This window comes from Micromonospora chersina (assembly GCF_900091475.1).
GTDB lineage: Bacteria > Actinomycetota > Actinomycetes > Mycobacteriales > Micromonosporaceae > Micromonospora > Micromonospora chersina.
Window position 1 is genome coordinate 5,764,263 of record NZ_FMIB01000002.1, and the last position, 17,249, is coordinate 5,781,511.

Consider the following 17,249-nt stretch of genomic DNA (forward strand, 5'->3'; position numbering starts at 1 on the left):
AGGGCGCCGATGAGCGAGACCGTGCACAACCGGATCGCGGTGCTGCGCGCCGAACGGGGGATCTCCCGGCGGCAGCTCGCCGACGCGCTGGGCGTGCACTACCAGACGGTCGGCTACCTGGAACGGGGCGAGTTCCGGCCCAGCCTGCACCTGGCGCTGCGGATCGCCGCGTACTTCGAGGTGCCGGTCGAGGTGGTCTTCTCCATCGAGCCGTTCCCCCGGATCGGGGACGCCACCACCGGGGCCGGCCGCTCGGCGTGACCGGGGGCGGGCGGCGTCCGCCACACGCCCGTCCCCCCGACCGCCGGATCGTCGGTCCGGCAGGGCAGGATGTACGCCGAGGAGGTGGCGGAGATGGCGGGGCGGATCCGGGACGAGGACATCGCGCTGGTCCGCGAGCGCACCTCCATCGCCGAGGTCATCTCGGACACGGTGACGCTCAAGTCGGCCGGCGGCGGCAACCTCAAGGGCCTCTGCCCGTTCCACGACGAGAAGAGCCCCTCGTTCAACGTCTCGCCGGCCCGCAACGTCTGGTACTGCTTCGGCTGCGGGGCGGGCGGCGACGCGATCAAGTTCCTCATGGACGCCGAGCACCTGAGCTTCGTCGAGTCCGTCGAGCGGCTCGCCGCCCGCGCCGGCATCCAGCTGCGCTACGTCGAGGACGACCGCTCGGCCCCGCGCCCCCGCCCGCAGCAGGGGCAGCGGCAGCGCCTGGTGGCCGCGCACGTCGCCGCTGTCGACTTCTACCAGGCGCAGCTCAGCACCGCCGGCGCCCGCAAGGCCCGGGAGTTCCTCGCCGAGCGGGGCTTCGACCGGGCCGCCGCCGAGCGCTACGGCTGCGGCTTCGCCCCCGACGCCTGGGACCTGCTCACCAAGCACCTCCGCCAGCAGGGTTTCACCCACGACGAGCTGGTCACGGCGGGGCTGTCCCGCCCGTCCCGGTCGGGCAGCCTGATCGACCGGTTCCGGCGCCGGCTGATGTGGCCGATCCGCGAGATCACCGGCGACGTGATCGGCTTCGGCGCGCGGAAGCTCTTCGACGACGACGACGGCCCGAAATACCTGAACACCCCCGAGACGCCGATCTACAAGAAGTCGCACGTCCTCTACGGCATCGACCAGGCCAAGCGCGAGATCGCCAAGCAGGGCAAGGTGGTGGTGGTCGAGGGCTACACCGACGTGATGGCCTGCCACCTGGCGGACGTCCCCACGGCGGTGGCGACCTGCGGCACCGCGTTCGGCGCCGACCACATCTCGGTGCTGCGCCGGGTGCTCTTCGACAGCGACGAACGAGCCGGCGAGATCATCTTCACCTTCGACGGCGACGCCGCCGGCCAGAAGGCGGCCCTGCGCGCGTTCGAGGACGACCAGCGCTTCGTCGGGCGCACGTTCATCGCGGTCAGCCCCGACAACATGGATCCGTGCGAGCTGCGCCTGGCCAAGGGCGACCTGGCGGTCCGCGACCTGGTCGCCCGCCGAGAGCCGCTCGTCGACTTCGCGCTCCGCCACGTGATCAACCGGTACGACCTGGACACCGTCGACGGCCGGGTGGAGGCGATGCGCCGGGCCGCCCCGCTCGTCGCCAAGATCAAGGACCGGGAGAAGCGCCCCGAGTACGTCCGCAAGCTGGCCGGCGACCTCGGCATGGAGATCGAGCCGGTGCAGCGCGCGGTGCTCGCCGCGGCCAACGGTCAGCCGGCCGGGGCGCCCGCCGCGCCGGCCCGGCCCGCTCCGGCCACGCCCAGCGTGGACAGTCCACGCGCGATGGTCGAGCGCGAGGCGCTGAAGCTCGCCCTCCAGGAGCCGGTGCTGGCCGGCCCGATGTTCGACGCGGTCGAGGCGGCCGAATACCGGCACCCCGTGCACGTGGCGGTCCGCGCGGCCATCGCGGCGGCCGGCGGGGCGGCGGCGGCCACCGGCGGCGCGGTCTGGATCGAGCAGGTCCGCGACGCCTGCGACGACCTGGCCGGCCAGGCGCTCGTCGGCGAGTTGGCAGTGGAGCCGCTGCGCATCGACGGCGAGCCCGACCCCCGGTACGTGTCGGTCACCATGGCCCGCCTCCAGTGGGGTTCGGTGACCGGGCGGATCAAGGACCTCAAGTCGAAGATCCAGCGGATCAACCCGGTGAGCAACAAGGACGAGTACTTCGCCCTCTTCGGGGAACTGCTCTCGCTGGAGCAGCACGCGCGGGCGTTGCGCGAGCAGGCCGCCGGAGGGCTGTAGATGGGACTGTTCAGCCGCAAGCCGAAGCTGCCGCCGGCCGACCGGCCGCCGCTGCGCGCCGACGAGCGGGTGCTCGCCTGGGCCGCCGTCGGCAACGGCGAGGGCGACGGCGTGGTGGTGGCCAGCAACCTGGGGCTCTGGCTGCCCGGGCGGGGCGAGCGGATCGGCTGGCACGACGTCCTCAAGGCGGTGTGGTCCGGCCGCGAGCTGACCGTCACCCCCGCCGACCGGGTCGCCGAACGCGACGGCTACCTGGTGGTCGCCGACTGTCCGGCCGAGACCTACCTGCTGCTCGACCCGGGGGAGCTGCCGCACCAGGTGCGGGCCCGGGTCACCCGCTCGGTCGCGTACACGGCGCACCACCCGGTGCCCGGCGGCGCCGGCCGGATCGTCGCCCGCCGGGTGCCCGGCGCGGACGGGCTGACGTGGACGGTGCGGTACGACCCGGGCACCCCCACCGACGACGAGGCGGTGACCGCCGAGACGGACCGGCTCGTCGCCGCCGCCCGGGCCGCCACCGCCCCCGCGGACCTCTAGGCCGTCAGCCGTTGCGGTAGTAGCGCACGGCGCCCGGGTGCAGCGGGATCGGCTGGCTGGCGGCGGCGCTCTCCCGGGTGAAGTTCGCCGCCTCCGGGTGCACCTTGATCAGCTCGCCCTGCCAGGTGAAGAGCACCCGGGTCAGGTCGTACGCGAGCTGGTCCGGCATGTCGGCGGCCACCAGGATCACGTTCGCCACCGTGATGGTCGGGGTGGGCGCCGGGGTGCCGTAGACCTCCTTGGGCAGCACGGCCGTCGTGTAGACCGAGCCGTAGCGGGCGGCCAGCGGCTCGGCCAGCTCGGTGAGCGGGAGCAGCCGGAACGCCCCGGGCGCGCTGGAGAGCAGGTCCTTGATGCCCGGGGTGGGCAGGCCGCCGGAGAAGAACATCCCGTCCAGGGTGGCCGCCCGCATCCGCTGCACGGTCTCCGGCAGCGACAGGTTGAGCCGCTGGATGTCCTTGTCCGGGTCGATCCCGCCGGCGGTGAGCAGCCGCCCGGCGATGATGTCCGTGCCGGACCGGGGCGAGCCGGTGGAGATCCGCTTGCCGCGGAGATCGGCGAAGCTGTCGATCTTTGCGCCGGCCCGGACGATGACGTGGGTGTAGTTGCTGTAGACCCGGGCCAGTGCGCGTACCGGCTGCGGCTGGCCGTCGAACGCGCCCCGGCCGCTGACCGCGTCCGCGGCCGTGTCGGCGAGGCTGAAGGCGATCTCCATGTCGCCGCCGGCCAGCCGGGTGATGTTCTCCACCGAGGCGCCGGTCGGCTCGGCCCGCGCCTCGTAGCCGGGCAGGTGCCGGCTGATGAGGTCGGCGTAGCCGCCGCCGAGCTGGTAGTAGACGCCTGTGGTGTTGCCGGTGGCCAGGAAGATCCGCCCGTCGTGCCAGGCGCGCGGCCCGGTGTCGGCCCCGCCGCAGCCCGCCAGCAGGGCGGCCAGCAGGAGCGCGGCGACCAGCCGCAGCGGGCGGCGGGTCACCGGCGGGCCGCCGGTTCCAGCGCCTCCGCCACCCGCTGCACCAGCGTCGCCGTCTCGTAGCCGATCTGGCCCAGGTCGCAGCCGGGCGCGGCGAGCACCCCGAGCAGCGCCCGCTCGCCGACCGCCATCACCAGCATGACCCCGCCGTCCATGTCGACGATCTGCTGGCGTACCCGGCCGGCGGACATCAGCCGGGCCGCGCCGACGGTCAGGCTGGCCAGCCCGCTGATCACCGCGGCGAGCTGGTCGACCTGGTCGGGTGCGAGGTCGGGGGACGCGGCGAGCCGCAGGCCGTCCTCGGACACCGCGAGGGCGTGCGACACGTCCGGCACCTGCTCGGCGAAGTTCGCCAGCAGCCAGTCGAGTCCGGCGGTCACGGGTGGGGTCATGGATTTCTCCCGGTGGGTGTGGTGTTCGGGGCACGGCGCATCGCGCTGGCCACCCCCTCGGCGAGGGCAGACAGGCGGGCGCGTACCACCTCGGGGTCGAGCAGGTCGTCCGCGGGCCGTGGCGGGGCGGTGGTGGGCAGCGGCGCGGGAAGCTGCCCGCCGCGGGTGCGGCGCGGCAGCCCGGCGCCGGTGGTCTGCGGCGCCGCGGGCGGGGCGCCGGCCGGCCGGATCCGGGCGGCGCTCGGCGCCAGCAGGGCGGCGCCGGGCGGGCGTACGGCGGCGACGCCCCGGACGGCGGCGGGCGGCGGTCCGCCGGCCACGGGCCCGGCGGGCGCCGGGTCGCCGGCCTCGACAGCCGTCCCGCGCTGCGGGCCGGGCGTTGGCCGGAACCCCAGGGCGGCCGGCTCGGGGGCGGTGGTGACCAGGTGCCGGGCGCCGGTGGCCGGCCGCCGTGTCGCCGGGCCGGTGGCTCTGGGCCGGAACCAGGGGGCGCCGCGGCCGGCTGCCGGGCGGGCCTCGGCGGCCGGCCGCCGGGTCACCGACTCGACCCGGGTCAGGACCGCCTCGGGCACCTCCACCTGGGCGACAGTGCCGCTGCCGGTGTGGTGCAGCTGCACCCGGATCCCGTGGCGGGCGGCCAGGTGCGCCACCACGTGCAGGCCCATGCTGCCGGCCGCGGCGCTGGACAGGGTGGCCGGCGCGGCGAGCCGCTCGTTGATGGTGGCCAGCCGGGTCTCGCTGATGCCGATGCCCTGGTCGTGCACCCGCAGGGTGAGCCCGTCGACGGTGCGCCGCCCGTCGACCAGCACCCGGGCGTCCGGTGGCGAGTAGACGGTGGCGTTCTCCAGCAGTTCGGCCAGCAGGTGCACCAGGTTGCCGGTCGCCGCGCCGTGCACGGCGGCGGTCGGCACGTCGATCTCCACCCGCGGGTAGTCCTCGATCTCGGAGGCGGCCGCCCGGACCACGTCGTCGAGGAGCAGCGCGCCCTCGTGCCCGCGGCCGGGCTCGCCACCGGCGAGGACCAGCAGGTTCTCGCCGTTGCGGCGCAGCCGGGCGGCGAGGTGGTCCAGGGCGAAGAGCCGGGCCAGCGCGTCCGGGTCGGTCTCCTCGCGTTCGAACTCGTCGAGCAGGCGGAGCTGGCGGGTGATCAGCGTGCGGATGCGCCGGGCGAGGGCCTCGGCCATCCGGGTCACGTCCAGCCGCAGCTCGGCCTGCTCGCCGGCGAGCCGCAGCGCGGCCTTGTTGACCGTGTCGAACGCCTCGGCCACCTGGGCCACCTCGTCCCGGTCCCGGCGGATCCCGTCGGTCAGCCGGGTGGCCGTGCCCTCGACCGGCGCGCCCTCGCCCGCGGCGATCGCGGTGATCCGCTCCGGCAGCTCCCGGTTCGCCATGGTGAGCGCCGCGACCCGCAGCCGGCGCAGCCGCCGGCTGGTGCGGACCGCCAGCAGCACGGCGGTGAGCAGGGAGCCGAGCGCCACGGTGCTTGTCGCGCCGGCCGTGAGCAGGGCCCGCTGCCGGGCGATCCGGGCCAGCGCGGCGGCGTCCCGGTCCAGGCCGTCGGAGAGTTCCCGGCCGAGCAGGTTGTAGCGGCGGATGGCGCCGCTCTGGGCCACGTACCAGGCGTCGCCGTCGGTCTTCAGCGACTCCGGGGCTCCGTCGGTGTCCAGCACGGCGTCGCGCATCCGCCGCGACGCCTCCACGTCGGCGCCGTCGACCAGCCGGTACCAGGCGGAGCTGGCCGGGCCGGCGGCGATCCGGAGGAACTCGGCCTGGCGCTGCTCGCGGGCGCCCCGGAGCCGGCCCAGCCGGGCCAGCTCGCCCCGGACCAGCGCGCCGCGGACGAACACCCCGCGCAGCAGGTCGCGTTCCAGCGCCGACAGGTGCTCCTGGGCGGCCACCGCGGCCACCTCCCGTGCCTCGTTGGCCAGGTCGGCGTCGCGCAGTTGGGCGGGCAGCGCGTCGGCGACGGCGAGGAGCGACTCGACGAGCGTCGCGTACGCCGGGTCGCCGCTGTCCCCGCCGAGCGCCAGGTCCCGGGTGGGCGCGAGCTGGCCCAGCCGGCCGTCGGCGTCGTTGAGCACCGGGTTCAGGTCCGGGGCGGCCCGCCGGGCGTCGCCGCTGGCGGTGCGGTAGCGGGCGACGGCCCCGTCCACCCGGCGCCGCTGCGCGTCGACGAGCGGCCGGCCGGCGGTGCCGCCGCGCTGGCGCAGCGCCGCCGTCTCGCCGAGTTCCCGTTCCAGCTCGTGCACCAGCCGCACGGTGGCGGTGGCGGTGCCGGCGAGCACGCGGGCCCGGTCGGCGTCGGCGGAGGCGTCGAGCGCCGCGTCGGTCTGGGCGGCGCCGAGCACCACCAGGCCGACCGTGGCCACCAGGATGGGTGCGAGCAGTTGCACCCGCACCGAGCGGAGATGCCCGGTGCGGTCCGCGGGCCGGTGGTGCCGGCGTACGCGGGCGGGGTGGGGCAGCGGCACGGGGGTCTCCCGGTCGATGTCGGGGCCGGGCCCGGACGCTCGTTCCGGGCCCGGCTCGTCGGGTCAGCTCGCGCCGAGGTCCTTGAGCGCCCGGTCCGCCCCGCGGTGCAGCCCGACGGGGTCGGTCTTGCGGGCGTTGGCCAGGTCGATGCCCTTGGCGGCCGGGTTGGCCTGGGCGAGCGTGTCCTTCTTCTCGAAGACCGTCTTCGTGATCACGCAGGCCACGTCGGCGTCGAGGTTGTCCCGGACCAGCAGCACGTTCGGCACCACGATGGTGGGCACGTCGGCGGGCGTCCGGTAGATGTCCTTTCCGATGGTGCCGGCCTGGTACGCCGGGTTCAGCTCGGCCATCTTCGGCAGCAGCGGGGTGATGTCGAGGAACCTCACCTTGTCGCCGGTCGTGGTGAACAGGTCGGTCACCCCGCCGGTGGGCACGCCGCCGGACCAGAAGAAGCCGTCGATGCTGCCGTCCTTCATGCCGTCGACGGTCTTGGTCAGGTCGAGCCGCTGCGCCTGGATGTCCTTGGCCGGGTCCAGCCCGGCGGCGGTGAGCAGCCGGTTGGCGATGACCTCGGTGCCGGACTTGGGCGACCCCGTGGAGATCTTCCTGCCCTTCATCCCGGCGACCGAGGTGATCCCCGAGTCGGCCCGGACGACCACCTGGGTGTAGTTGTCGTAGATGCGGGCCAGCGCCTTGACCGGCTGCGGCGAGCTGAAGCTGCCCTTGCCCTGCACGGCGTTGACGGCCGTGTCGAAGAGGGAGAACGCCACGTCGTACTGGCCGGCCACGAGTTGCTCGACGTTCTGCACCGAGGCGCCGGTCTCGGCGGCCGTGCCGGTGAGCTTGCCCCCGGTGGTCGCGGAGAGCTGGCCGGCCAGCGCGTTGCCGACCACGTAGTAGACCCCTGTGGCGTTGCCGGTGGCGATGCCGACCCGGGTGTCCTTGGTGACCTTGCAGGTGACCTCACGGGCGGCGTCGTCCTTCGCCGCGCCGTCCTGACGGCCCCCGCATCCGGCGGCGCCGGCCGCGACCAGGGCCAGCGCCCCGACGCCCGCGGCGATCCGCACGTCGATCCGTCTCACTCTCTCTCCTCCCGGTGGTCCACCAATTCAGCTACCGACGGGCCGCCGGCGCGGCCGGCGGATCCACGTCGGACGAGCACGCCCGCGACGGCCAGCGCGGCGAGCACCGCGCCGACCGCGACGGGCAGGGGTTCGAGCCAGAGCAGCACCAGCCCGGCGACCGCGCCGAGGATCCGCTCCGGCGTGCCGGCGGGCCCGACGCCGGGCAGCCAGCCGCCGGCCGCCACTGCCAGCACCGTGACACCGAGCGCGGAGACCACGCCGGCCACCGCGATGCGGCCCGCCCCGCCGATGCCGAGCAGGCCGAGGCCGGTCGGCGTGATCACGAAGGCGATCGGGATGAGGTACGCGGGCAGCGCGTACCGGAGGGTCTGCCACATGGTCGGCACCAGCCGGCCGCCGGTGACCGCGGCGGCGGCCACCGCGGCGAGGGCGGTCGGCGGGGAGACCTCGGACAGCACCGCGAAGTAGAAGACGAACATGGCCGCGGCGGGGGCGGCGACGCCGAGGTGCAGCAGCGCCGGGCCGATGATCACCCAGCCGATCACGAAGGACGCGGTCACCGGCACGGCCAGCCCGAGCAGGCTGAGCGCGACGGCCGCGAGCAGCGCGGTGAGGGCGAGCACCACGGCCGGCTCGGAGCTGACCGCCTGCGCCCCGCCGACCAGCAGCGCGGCGGCCTGCGGGCCGAGGCCGGTCTTGGTGGTGGTGGCCGTGATGATGCCGGCCGCGGCGCAGACCGCGCTCACCGCGAGGACCCCGCGTACGCCACCGCTGAGCGCCTCGACGAGCCGGGCGGGGGTGAGCCGGTGCCGGCGGTCCAGGAAGGACAGCGCGGCGGCCAGCACGGTGGCGATGACCACGGCCCGGGTGGCCGAGAGACCCATGGCCAGCACCACGATGATCACGATGAGCGACAGGAAGTGGTAGCCGAAGCGGAGCAGCAGGCGCCCGGCCGAGCCGGTGTCGATGACCACCGGGCGGACCCCGGACCGCCGGGCGTCGATCTCGACGGAGAGCAGGATGCCCAGGTAGTAGAGGACCGTCGGCACTGTCGCCCAGCCGAGCACCTGGAGGTACGACACACCCAGGTACTCGGCGATGATGAAGGCCGCGGCGCCCAGCGTCGGCGGGGAGAGGATCGCGCCGACGCCCGCGGCGGCCAGCATGCCGCCGGCCCGCTCGGCCGGGTAGCCGGCGCGGCGCAGGATCGGCCAGGTCACCGCCCCGATGCTGACCGTGGTGGCCGCGCCCGAGCCGGAGACCGTGCCGAGCAGGAAGCCGGAGGCGACGGCCGTCCGCCCGGCGGCGGTGCGGGAGCGGCGGAAGGCGGCGGCGGAGAGTTCGACGAAGAACCGGCCCGCGCCGGAGAGGTCCAGCACCGCGCCGTAGATGGTGAACAGCACGATGTACGAGGCGGCCACGTCCAGCGGGGTGCCGTAGAAGCCGCTGTCGGAGTTGTAGAAGGCGTCGACCAGTTGCGCGAAGTCGAGCCCGGCGTGGGCCACCGGCCAGGACTGCGGCAGCAGCCCGCCGTAGTAGCCGTAGGCCAGGAACAGCAGGCAGACGGCGGGGAGGATCCAACCCGTGGTGCGCCGGCACGCCTCCAGCAGCAGGAGCAGCAGCACGGTGCCCAGCGCCACGTCCAGCGGCTCCAGCAGGCCCTGCCGGTCGAGGAACGCGTCGTAGCCGCCGCCGCCCGTGCCGACGGTCACCGGCAGCACGGGGTAGAGGCAGGCCAGCAGCGCGGTGAGGGCGAGCAGCCAGTCGACCGGGCTGGGGCCATCCCGCTCCGCCGGCCCGTCGTCCGCGGGCCGCCGGCGCAGCCGCACCCCTGAGGGGTACGCCAGGAAAACCATCGGCAGCACGCCGGCGAGGAAAAAGATGAGGTAGTACTTGCTGCCCTGCGGAAGCGGGAAGAACACCTGCCAAAGGGCGAGCAGGGCGACCGTGACCGTGCCGCCGGTGAACAGCAGCCCGACCGGTCCGGACAGCACCCGGCCCGGTTTCTCGTCCTCGAAACGGGCCGCCAGTTCCCGCGTGTCGTGGTGCGCTCCCACCGGTCCGTCGTCGGCCCACACCGGGTCGGCGGTGGCGCCCTCGTCGGGCGCGAGCGGCACCGCAGCGGTGTCCAGATCGGACGCCGTGGTTCGCGCCGCGGCGGAGCGGGGCGGCGGGGGAGTCGCGTCGGAGGGGCGAACGGGCGGCACGATGGGGCACGATACGCGAATCGTCTACATCATGGGAACATTGCCCGGCATGATTGCATTGAGTGACCGGAATGAACGGTCAATCACTCACCGCACGCTGATTCCGAGCTGTCCTCACAATTGTTGCGCGAAAAGCGGTAACAATTTTCCGGCATTCGCTCGCGCCCGGCCGGCATCCGTCCACTATGGTGAGTTAGGTCCGGTTCCTCGGCCACCGGCGGGCGCTCCTCAATTGATCACCTTCCGTAGCCGGTGTCACTCTGCGTGCCTGCCTGACTGCGCCTCCGCGTTAACCGGTCGAGTCTGTCGGACCGGGCGGTTAGGGTCGGCCCGTGACCAGCACGCAACCACTCATCCAGGCACGGGGGCTGGTGAAGCGGTTCGGCGACTTCACCGCCGTCGACGGCATCGACGTCGAGGTGCGCCCCGGCGAGGCGTTCGGGTTCCTCGGCCCCAACGGCGCCGGCAAGTCCTCCACCATGCGCATGATCGGCTGCATCTCGCCGCCCTCGGGCGGGGAGCTGCGCATCCTGGGCATGGACCCGGTCCGCGACGGCCCGGCGATCCGGGCCCGGCTGGGCGTGTGCCCGCAGCTCGACAGCCTTGACCCGGAGCTGACCGTCCGGGAGAACCTCACCACCTACGCGCGCTACTTCGGCATCCCGCGCCGGGTGGCCCGCGAGCGGGCCGCCGAGCTGCTCGACTTCGTCCAGCTCACCGAGCGGGCCGAGAGCAAGGTGGAGCCGCTCTCCGGCGGGATGAAGCGGCGGTTGACCATCGCCCGCGCGCTGGTCAACAACCCCGAGATCGTGCTGCTCGACGAGCCCACCACCGGCCTCGACCCGCAGGCGCGGCACCTGGTGTGGGAGCGGCTGTTCCGGCTCAAGCAGCAGGGCGTCACGCTGGTCCTCACCACGCACTACATGGACGAGGCGGAGCAGCTCTGCGACCGGCTCGTGGTGATGGACGGCGGCCGGATCGTCGCCGAGGGCTCGCCCCGGGCGCTGATCGAGCGGCACTCCACCCGCGAGGTGGTCGAGCTGCGCTTCGCCGCCGAGTCCCAGGAGCCGTTCGCCGGCAAGCTGGGCGGGCTGGGGGAGCGGGTCGAGGTGCTGCCGGACCGGGTCCTGCTCTACGTGGCCGACGGCGACGCCGCGGTGGCCGAGGTGACCGCGCGCGGCCTCGTCCCGGCCGGCGTCCTGGTCCGGCGCAGCAGCCTGGAGGATGTCTTCCTCCACCTCACCGGCCGCACCTTGATCGACTGAGCACGTCAACGGCGCCCTCAACGCCGGCCTGACGCCGTCGGAGATCGTCGAAGCGCTGCTCCAGGCGGTGGTCTACTGCGGGTGCCGCGGGCGGTCAACGCCACACTCGTCGCCAGGAAGGTCTTCGCGGAGCGCAACCTGCTCCCCGTCCACCCCGCCCCGGCCGGCTGACCCGGCCGCGGTCCCGCCACCGGCCGACACGGACCCGCGTCCGAGCCGTGTCCGCCGGGCGACGCGGATCTTGGAGGCACCCGGGTCGATCAAGAGGTTTGCGCCGTACTCCACGCGAATCCCGACGCAAACTTCTTGATCAACGCCAGTGGGGTGAGGTCGGCGTCGTGGAAGGGCGTCAGCGTGCGCGGGCCCAGGTGACGAAGCGGTCGGTCAGGCGCTGTGGCGTGTTCCGCCCGTGCGTGTCGGCGAGGTCCGCCGTGGCCTCGCACAGCAGCGTGCCGAGGTGGACGAGTAGCGCGATCCGGTCCTCGCGATACTCGCCGAGCAGCGCCAGCCGCGCCGGTGAGCACGGCCACGGCGCCCCGCAGGCGCGGCAGCGCCAGGACGGTCGGGCCGCCACGTGCGGGCGGTAGCGGGGCATCAGCGCACGCCCTCCTCGCCGCCGCGCGCCCTGGGGTGCGGGAACCTGAGTCGCATGAGTGGAGCCTCCGTCGTGGGAAGGGGGTGCCCGCCCACCTCGTCGTGCGCGGGCGCCCCCGGCCTGGTTCCGCCCGCCGTCCGGTGCCCGTGAGCGGTTCCGCTGCGTGACAGTCTGGTGACCGGGCGACTACGGTGGGAGATCCCGCGCGCCGACGACCAGGGCGTACGGCGGCCGGCCCGGAGCGGTACGAGGATGTACGGAGGCTGTCCGTGGACCGTTCGTCCATGCTGGACCACTTCGCCGAGGAGCTACGGCTCGCCCGGGCCACAAGTGGGCTGTCCCAGAGCGCGCTTGCCGAGGCCCTGAGCTACTCGGGCGCGCTGGTGGCCAAGGTGGAGACGTGCGAGCGCCGGCCGGGCCTCGACTTCGCCCGCCGCTGCGACACGGTGTTCGGCACGGACGGGCGGTTCGAGCGGATCCAGCGGCGGATCAGCCGGGAGACCGTGGTGCCGTGGTTCCGCGACTGGGCGGGCATCGAGCAGGAGGCTCGTGCGCTGCGCACGTTCGAGCCGCTGTGTGTGCCCGGCCTGTTGCAGACCGAGGGCTACGCACGGGCGATCCATGCCGGCGGCGGCCTGTTCGCGGCGGACGAGATCGAGCGGCAGGTGACGACCCGGTTGGACCGGCAGGCGGTACTCACGCGCGACCGGCCGCCGTTGCTCAGCGTGGTCGTGGACGAGTATGTGCTGCGCCGCCGCATCGGCGGGCCGGAGGTGATGCGCGAGCAGTTGCAGCACCTGGTGAAGCTGGGCTGTGGGCTGGCCCGGGTCCGTATCCACGTCGTGCCCATGTCGGCCGGCGCGTACCCTGGGCTCGCTGGACCCTTCGTGATCGCCACCTTGCCCGCCGGGGAGGACGTCGTCTACCTGGAGGGGCAACGCCATGGACAGGTGGTTGACCGAACCGACTTCGTGCAGCAGATGGTCGAGGTGTGGGAGTCGATCCGGGGCGAGGCACTATCGCACCAGCAATCCCTCGACCTGATCGCGGAAGTGGCGGAGACATGGACCTGACCGGCGCCCGGTGGCGCAAGAGCACCCGAAGCAGTGGCCAGGGCGGCAACTGCGTGGAGGTGGCCGGGAACCTTCCCGGCGTGGTCGCCGTACGCGATTCCAAGGACCCAACCGGTCCGGTGCTGGCGTTCGCCCCGCACGCGTGGCGCGCGTTCCTCACGCGGGTCGCCCGCCGGCCGTAGCGGCCCGACCCGGCCCACGAGCACGGAAACCCCGGCGACACCGTGCGTCGCCCGCCGTAGGGTGACCGGCGGGCTGTCGTACCCGGGCGGTAGGAAGGGCGACATGCGCGGAGGACGGGGGTGGTCCAGGTGACCGTGGCGGAACGGGCCGGTCCGGGGCTGCCCCGCGTGCCGGCGCTGGCGGTGCTCTCCCATTACCTGGTCGGCTACCGCCGGACGTGGCGGGCGGGTGTCTTCTCGTCCTTCCTGCTGCCGGTGCTCACCGTGCTCGGCTTCGGCGTCGGGGTCGGCGCGTACGTGGACCAGGGCGTGGACGGGGTGACCTACCTGGACTGGCTGGTGCCCGGGCTCATCGCCTCCACCGCCTTCCAGGTGGCCACCGCCGAGTCGACCTGGCCGGTGCTCAGCAACTTCCGGTGGATCCGCACCTACCACGCGCAGGTCGCGGCGCCGCTGCGGACCGGCGACATCCTCGGCGGCCACCTCGCCTTCGTGCTGTTCCGGGTGCTCACCAGCACGGCGGCGTTCCTGCTGGTGACGGCGCTGTTCGGGGCGTTGCGCTCGCCCTGGGCGCTGGCCGTCCTGCCGGTGAGCGTGCTGCTGGGCCTGGCGGTGGCCGCGCCGGTCTTCGCGTACGCCGCGGCGGTGCCGGGCGACAGCTACCTGGCCCTGCTGTTCCGGTTCGCGGTGATCCCCATGACCCTCTTCGCGGGGGTGTTCTTCCCGGTCGGGTCGCTGCCCGACGGGCTGCGCCAGTTCGCCTACGCGACCCCGCTCTGGCACGGGGTGGACCTGTGCCGGGCCGCCACGCTGGGCGTCGCTCCGGAGTGGTCGGTCACCGGTCACCTGCTCTACCTCGCCGTCTGGGCCGGCGCCGGCTGGTGGCTGGCCCGCCGCGTGTTCCACCGTCAGCTCGTCGTCTAGGGGAGGGTGTCGTGGTCAATCTCGTCCTGCCCCGGCTGGTCAGCTTCGAGGGCGCGCCGCGCCGCTCGGCCTCGGTGGCCGAGCGCAACTTCACGGCGCTGCGCAGCGCCTACTGGCTGGTGCTGCTCTCCGGCTTCCTGGAGCCGGTGCTCTACCTGTTCTCGATCGGCGTCGGGGTGGGCGCGCTGGTCGGCGACCTGCCCCTGCCCGGCGGTCAGGTGGTCTCCTACGCGGCGTTCGTGGCCCCGGCCATGCTCGCGTCGTCGGCCATGAGCGGGGCGCTGGCCGAGACCACCTTCAACTTCTTCGGGAAGATGAAGTACATGAAGCTGTACGACGGGGTCATCGCGACCCCGGTGCAGCCGTTCGAGATCGCCCTCGGCGAGCTGGGCTGGGCGATGATCCGGGGCGCCCTCTACTCGGCCGCGTTCCTGGTCCTCATGGTGACGATGGGCCTGACCAGCGCGGGCCGGGCTCTCGCCGCGTTCCCGGCGGCGGTGCTGGTCGGCTTCGCGTTCGGCGCGCTCGGCATGACCGTCTCCACGCTGATGCGCAGCTGGCAGGATTTCGACCTCATGGGGTCGGCCCAGTTCACCCTCTTCCTCTTCTCCGGCACGTTCGTCCCGGCCGAGGCCTACCCGGCGGTGCTGCGCTGGGTGGTCGAGGTGACCCCGCTCTACCGGTCGGTGCACCTGATCCGGGGCATCTCCGTGGGCGCGTCCGGCTGGTCCTGGCTGCTCGACGTGGCCTACCTGGTGGCGTTGACGGTCGGGATGCTCGCGGTCGCCTCCCGGCGGATGGGCAGGCTGTTGTACAAGTAGGTGGTTAACCGGCCCTCCCGCCGGGGCATGTCGTGGGACGACACCGACGACGAGGGAGGGGCGATGGCCACCGACGAGTCTTCCGCCCGGCACGGGCGCGACCGGACCGGGCCGGTCGGCCCGGACGAGGGGCCGGACAGCCCCACCGACCTGCCGGGCACGGGTTGGGTGGCGACGCTCAAGCGCACGGTCCGCGAGTTCCAGGACGACAGCCTGACCGACTGGGCGGCCGCGCTCACCTACTACGGGGTGCTGTCGATCTTCCCGGGGATGCTGGTGCTGATCTCCGTGCTCGGCCTGCTGGGTGACCGCGCCACCCAAGGAGTCAAGGACACCGTCGACCAGGCGGTGCCGGAGGAGAGCGTCCAGAAGATCATCGAGAGCGCCATCGACCAGGCCGGCGCCTCCGGTGGCCTGGCCAGCCTCGCGGCGATCATCGGTCTGCTGGCCGCGTTCTGGTCCGCGTCCGGATACATCGGCGCCTTCATGCGCGCCTCGAACAGCATCTACGACGTGCCGGAGGGCCGGCCGATCTGGAAGACCCTGCCGATCCGGCTCGGCGTGACCGCGGTGATCGGCGTGATGCTGCTGATCAGCGCGGTGATCGTGGTCTTCACCGGTGGTCTCGCCGAGCAGGCGGGCAACGCCATCGGGCTGGGCTCGACCGCCGTCACGGTGTGGAACATCGCCAAGTGGCCGGTGCTGCTGGTGCTGGTCAGCCTGATGTTCGCGATCCTCTACTGGGCCTCGCCGAACGCCCGGCACGGCGGCTTCCGCTGGGTGAGCCCCGGCGGGATCCTGGCCGTGGTGATCTGGCTGGTCATCTCCGGCCTGTTCGCCCTCTACGTGGGCAACTTCGCCTCGTACAACAAGACCTACGGCGCGCTGGCCGGTGTGATCGTCTTCCTGGTCTGGCTCTGGCTCAGCAACATCGCCATCCTGCTGGGCGCCGAGTTCGACGCCGAACTGGAGCGCAGCCGCGCCATCGCGGCCGGGCACCCGGCCGACGAGGAGCCGTACGTCGAGCTGCGCGACGACCGGAAGCTGAAGAAGAAGCGCAACGCGGCCACCCGCCGCTGACCGACCGTTCCACCCCCGCCGCCCCCGCGCGCCGCCCGCGCCGGGGGCGGCGGCGTGTTCCGGGCCGCTCACCTCGGCGGAGTTTCCATGATCCAGTACCCGCTTTTGCTCAGATGGACAAAAGTTTGGCCCGGATGTGCCGAAGCTATGGACACGTGCCCCGGAAGGCTCCTACTGTGTCGGACACGACACGTCGCCGTTGCGTCGATGTGAACGACTCCGATGCGGAGGTGAGTCCCGGTGCGGACGGTCGACCCCCTGCACGTACAGCTCCTGCGAACGCTCCGGGACGAGGGGGCGGTCTCCCGGGCCGAGCTGGGCGACCGGCTCCAGATGCCCCGCCCGCGCCTCCTCGCCGAGCTGGAACGCCTGGTCAACCTCGGTTACGTGGCCGAGGCCGGTCTGGCCGCCTCCCGGGGCGGGCGCCGCTCCACCCTTGTCGAGCTGAGCCCGCACCTGCGCTTCGCCGCCGTCGACCTGGGCGCCAGCTCGATCGACGTCGAGGTGGTGAACGGCCGGCTGGAGCCGGTGGCCGCCTACACCGAGCCCGCCGACATCCGGTCCGGCCCGAAGGTGACCCTCCAGCGGGTCAACGAGCTGCTGCACAAGGCCAGGGTGGACGGCGCGTACGAGCGGCTCGACGCCATCGGCATCGGCGTCCCCGGCCCGGTGAGCTTCCGGGACGGCGTGCCGGTCTCCCCGCCGATCATGCCGGGCTGGGACCGCTTCCCCGTCCGTGAGCTGCTCACCCGGGAGCACGGCTGCCCGGCGGTGGTCGACAACGACGTCAACATCATGGCGATCGGCGAGCGGCACGGCGGCGTCGCCCACTCGGTGGACGACTTCCTGTTCATCAAGATCGGCACCGGCATCGGCTGCGGCATCTACCTCAACGGGGAGGTCTACCGGGGCACCGACGGGTGCGCCGGCGACATCGGCCACATCCAGGTCGACCCGAACGGTCCGATGTGCTCCTGCGGCAACCTCGGCTGCCTGGAGGCGGTGTTCAGCGGGGCCGCGCTGGCCCGGGCGGCCACCGCGGCGGCCCGCGCCGAGGTGTCGCCCGCGCTCGCCGAGCGGCTCGCCGCCCGGGGCGCGGTGACCGCGCTGGACGTGGCGCAGGGGGCGGTCGAGGGGGACGTCACCTGCATCCAGCTCATCCGCGACGGCGGCCGGCGGGTCGGCAGCGTGCTGGCCGGCCTGGTCAGCTTCACCAACCCGTCGATGATCGTGATCGGCGGCGGGCTGGCCCAGCTCGGCCACATCCTGCTCGCCGAGATCCGCAGCGTGGTCTACCGCCGCTCGCTGCCGCTGGCCACCGGCAACCTACCGGTCGTCCTGTCCGAGCTGGGTCCGCGCGCCGGCGTCGCCGGCGCCGCCGTGCTGGCCAGCGACCTCGCCTTCGGCGAAGCCGCATGAGTGA

Annotated in this window: 16 protein-coding genes; 10 read left to right on the plus strand and 6 right to left on the minus strand. The window is 73.6% G+C overall.

The window, feature by feature from the left end; genetic code table 11:
- Positions 1-9: 9 nt before the first annotated feature.
- From GA0070603_RS26905 to GA0070603_RS26915, 3 genes are all read left to right on the plus strand, one after another.
- Positions 10-261, plus strand: a complete 252-nt coding sequence (locus GA0070603_RS26905; protein WP_091319357.1) for a helix-turn-helix transcriptional regulator — start codon at positions 10-12, stop codon at positions 259-261.
- A 69-nt stretch (positions 262-330) separates the two neighbouring features.
- Entirely contained in the window at positions 331-2,223 is a 1,893-nt protein-coding gene (gene dnaG, locus GA0070603_RS26910) for a DNA primase (RefSeq protein ID WP_091319359.1), read from the plus strand.
- Positions 2,224-2,760, plus strand: coding sequence for a hypothetical protein (locus tag GA0070603_RS26915; protein ID WP_091319361.1), 537 nt, complete (start codon positions 2,224-2,226; stop codon positions 2,758-2,760). It abuts the gene before it with no gap.
- A gap of 4 nt (positions 2,761-2,764) precedes the next feature.
- Here GA0070603_RS26915 and GA0070603_RS26920 read toward each other — a convergent pair whose 3' ends face one another.
- The 5 genes from GA0070603_RS26920 to GA0070603_RS26940 form a co-directional block, all read right to left on the minus strand.
- Complete coding sequence (locus GA0070603_RS26920) at positions 2,765-3,733, minus strand: TAXI family TRAP transporter solute-binding subunit (protein ID WP_091319363.1); 969 nt, start codon at positions 3,731-3,733, stop codon at positions 2,765-2,767.
- Entirely contained in the window at positions 3,730-4,122 is a 393-nt protein-coding gene (locus tag GA0070603_RS26925; protein WP_091319365.1) for a roadblock/LC7 domain-containing protein, read from the minus strand. Before GA0070603_RS26925 ends, GA0070603_RS26920 begins: the two co-directional genes overlap by 4 nt.
- Complete coding sequence (locus GA0070603_RS26930; RefSeq protein ID WP_091319367.1) at positions 4,119-6,593, minus strand: sensor histidine kinase; 2,475 nt, start codon at positions 6,591-6,593, stop codon at positions 4,119-4,121. The genes GA0070603_RS26925 and GA0070603_RS26930 overlap by 4 nt, the downstream gene beginning before the upstream one ends.
- 63 nt (positions 6,594-6,656) lie before the next feature.
- On the minus strand, positions 6,657-7,676 hold the full coding sequence (locus tag GA0070603_RS26935; RefSeq protein WP_091319369.1) for a TAXI family TRAP transporter solute-binding subunit: 1,020 nt from the start codon (positions 7,674-7,676) through the stop codon (positions 6,657-6,659).
- Complete coding sequence (locus GA0070603_RS26940) at positions 7,673-9,757, minus strand: TRAP transporter permease (protein WP_425270520.1); 2,085 nt, start codon at positions 9,755-9,757, stop codon at positions 7,673-7,675. Before GA0070603_RS26940 ends, GA0070603_RS26935 begins: the two co-directional genes overlap by 4 nt.
- Before the next feature lie 461 nt (positions 9,758-10,218).
- Between GA0070603_RS26940 and GA0070603_RS26945 the strand changes: the two genes are divergently transcribed.
- A complete protein-coding gene (locus tag GA0070603_RS26945) occupies positions 10,219-11,151 on the plus strand; it encodes an ABC transporter ATP-binding protein (RefSeq protein ID WP_091319370.1) in 933 nt (310 codons plus the stop codon).
- A gap of 349 nt (positions 11,152-11,500) precedes the next feature.
- Here the strand turns inward: GA0070603_RS26945 and GA0070603_RS26955 are convergent, their stop codons facing one another.
- The gene (locus tag GA0070603_RS26955; protein ID WP_091319372.1) at positions 11,501-11,746 is read right to left on the minus strand and encodes a flavin reductase; all 246 of its coding nucleotides are present in this window, start codon (positions 11,744-11,746) and stop codon (positions 11,501-11,503) included.
- Positions 11,747-12,030: 284 nt separating this feature from the next.
- Here GA0070603_RS26955 and GA0070603_RS26960 point away from each other — a divergent pair, with 284 nt between their 5' ends.
- The 6 genes from GA0070603_RS26960 to GA0070603_RS26985 all read left to right on the plus strand — a co-directional run bounded on the left by GA0070603_RS26960 (position 12,031) and on the right by GA0070603_RS26985 (position 17,245).
- Entirely contained in the window at positions 12,031-12,819 is a 789-nt protein-coding gene (locus tag GA0070603_RS26960; protein WP_091319374.1) for a helix-turn-helix domain-containing protein, read from the plus strand.
- Positions 12,810-13,001 (plus strand): DUF397 domain-containing protein, encoded by a 192-nt coding sequence (locus tag GA0070603_RS26965; protein WP_091319376.1) that lies wholly within the window; start codon positions 12,810-12,812, stop codon positions 12,999-13,001. Before GA0070603_RS26960 ends, GA0070603_RS26965 begins: the two co-directional genes overlap by 10 nt.
- A 129-nt stretch (positions 13,002-13,130) precedes the next feature.
- Positions 13,131-13,925 (plus strand): ABC transporter permease, encoded by a 795-nt coding sequence (locus GA0070603_RS26970; RefSeq protein WP_425270477.1) that lies wholly within the window; start codon positions 13,131-13,133, stop codon positions 13,923-13,925.
- An 11-nt stretch (positions 13,926-13,936) separates the two neighbouring features.
- Positions 13,937-14,746, plus strand: a complete 810-nt coding sequence (locus GA0070603_RS26975) for an ABC transporter permease (RefSeq protein WP_091319381.1) — start codon at positions 13,937-13,939, stop codon at positions 14,744-14,746.
- Positions 14,747-14,809: 63 nt separating this feature from the next.
- Positions 14,810-15,826, plus strand: coding sequence for a YihY/virulence factor BrkB family protein (locus GA0070603_RS26980; RefSeq protein WP_091322328.1), 1,017 nt, complete (start codon positions 14,810-14,812; stop codon positions 15,824-15,826).
- Positions 15,827-16,066: 240 nt separating this feature from the next.
- Complete coding sequence (locus tag GA0070603_RS26985) at positions 16,067-17,245, plus strand: ROK family transcriptional regulator (protein ID WP_091319383.1); 1,179 nt, start codon at positions 16,067-16,069, stop codon at positions 17,243-17,245.
- Positions 17,246-17,249: the final 4 nt, after the last annotated feature.

Coding starts and splice junctions, on each gene's coding strand:
- GA0070603_RS26905 (WP_091319357.1), top strand. CDS start 10: ATGAGCGAGACCGTGCACAACCGGATCGCGGTGCTGCGCGCCGAACGG.
- dnaG (WP_091319359.1), top strand. CDS start 331: ATGTACGCCGAGGAGGTGGCGGAGATGGCGGGGCGGATCCGGGACGAG.
- GA0070603_RS26915 (WP_091319361.1), top strand. CDS start 2,224: ATGGGACTGTTCAGCCGCAAGCCGAAGCTGCCGCCGGCCGACCGGCCG.
- GA0070603_RS26925 (WP_091319365.1), bottom strand. CDS start 4,122: ATGACCCCACCCGTGACCGCCGGACTCGACTGGCTGCTGGCGAACTTC.
- GA0070603_RS26955 (WP_091319372.1), bottom strand. CDS start 11,746: ATGCCCCGCTACCGCCCGCACGTGGCGGCCCGACCGTCCTGGCGCTGC.
- GA0070603_RS26960 (WP_091319374.1), top strand. CDS start 12,031: ATGCTGGACCACTTCGCCGAGGAGCTACGGCTCGCCCGGGCCACAAGT.
- GA0070603_RS26965 (WP_091319376.1), top strand. CDS start 12,810: ATGGACCTGACCGGCGCCCGGTGGCGCAAGAGCACCCGAAGCAGTGGC.
- GA0070603_RS26980 (WP_091322328.1), top strand. CDS start 14,810: ATGGCCACCGACGAGTCTTCCGCCCGGCACGGGCGCGACCGGACCGGG.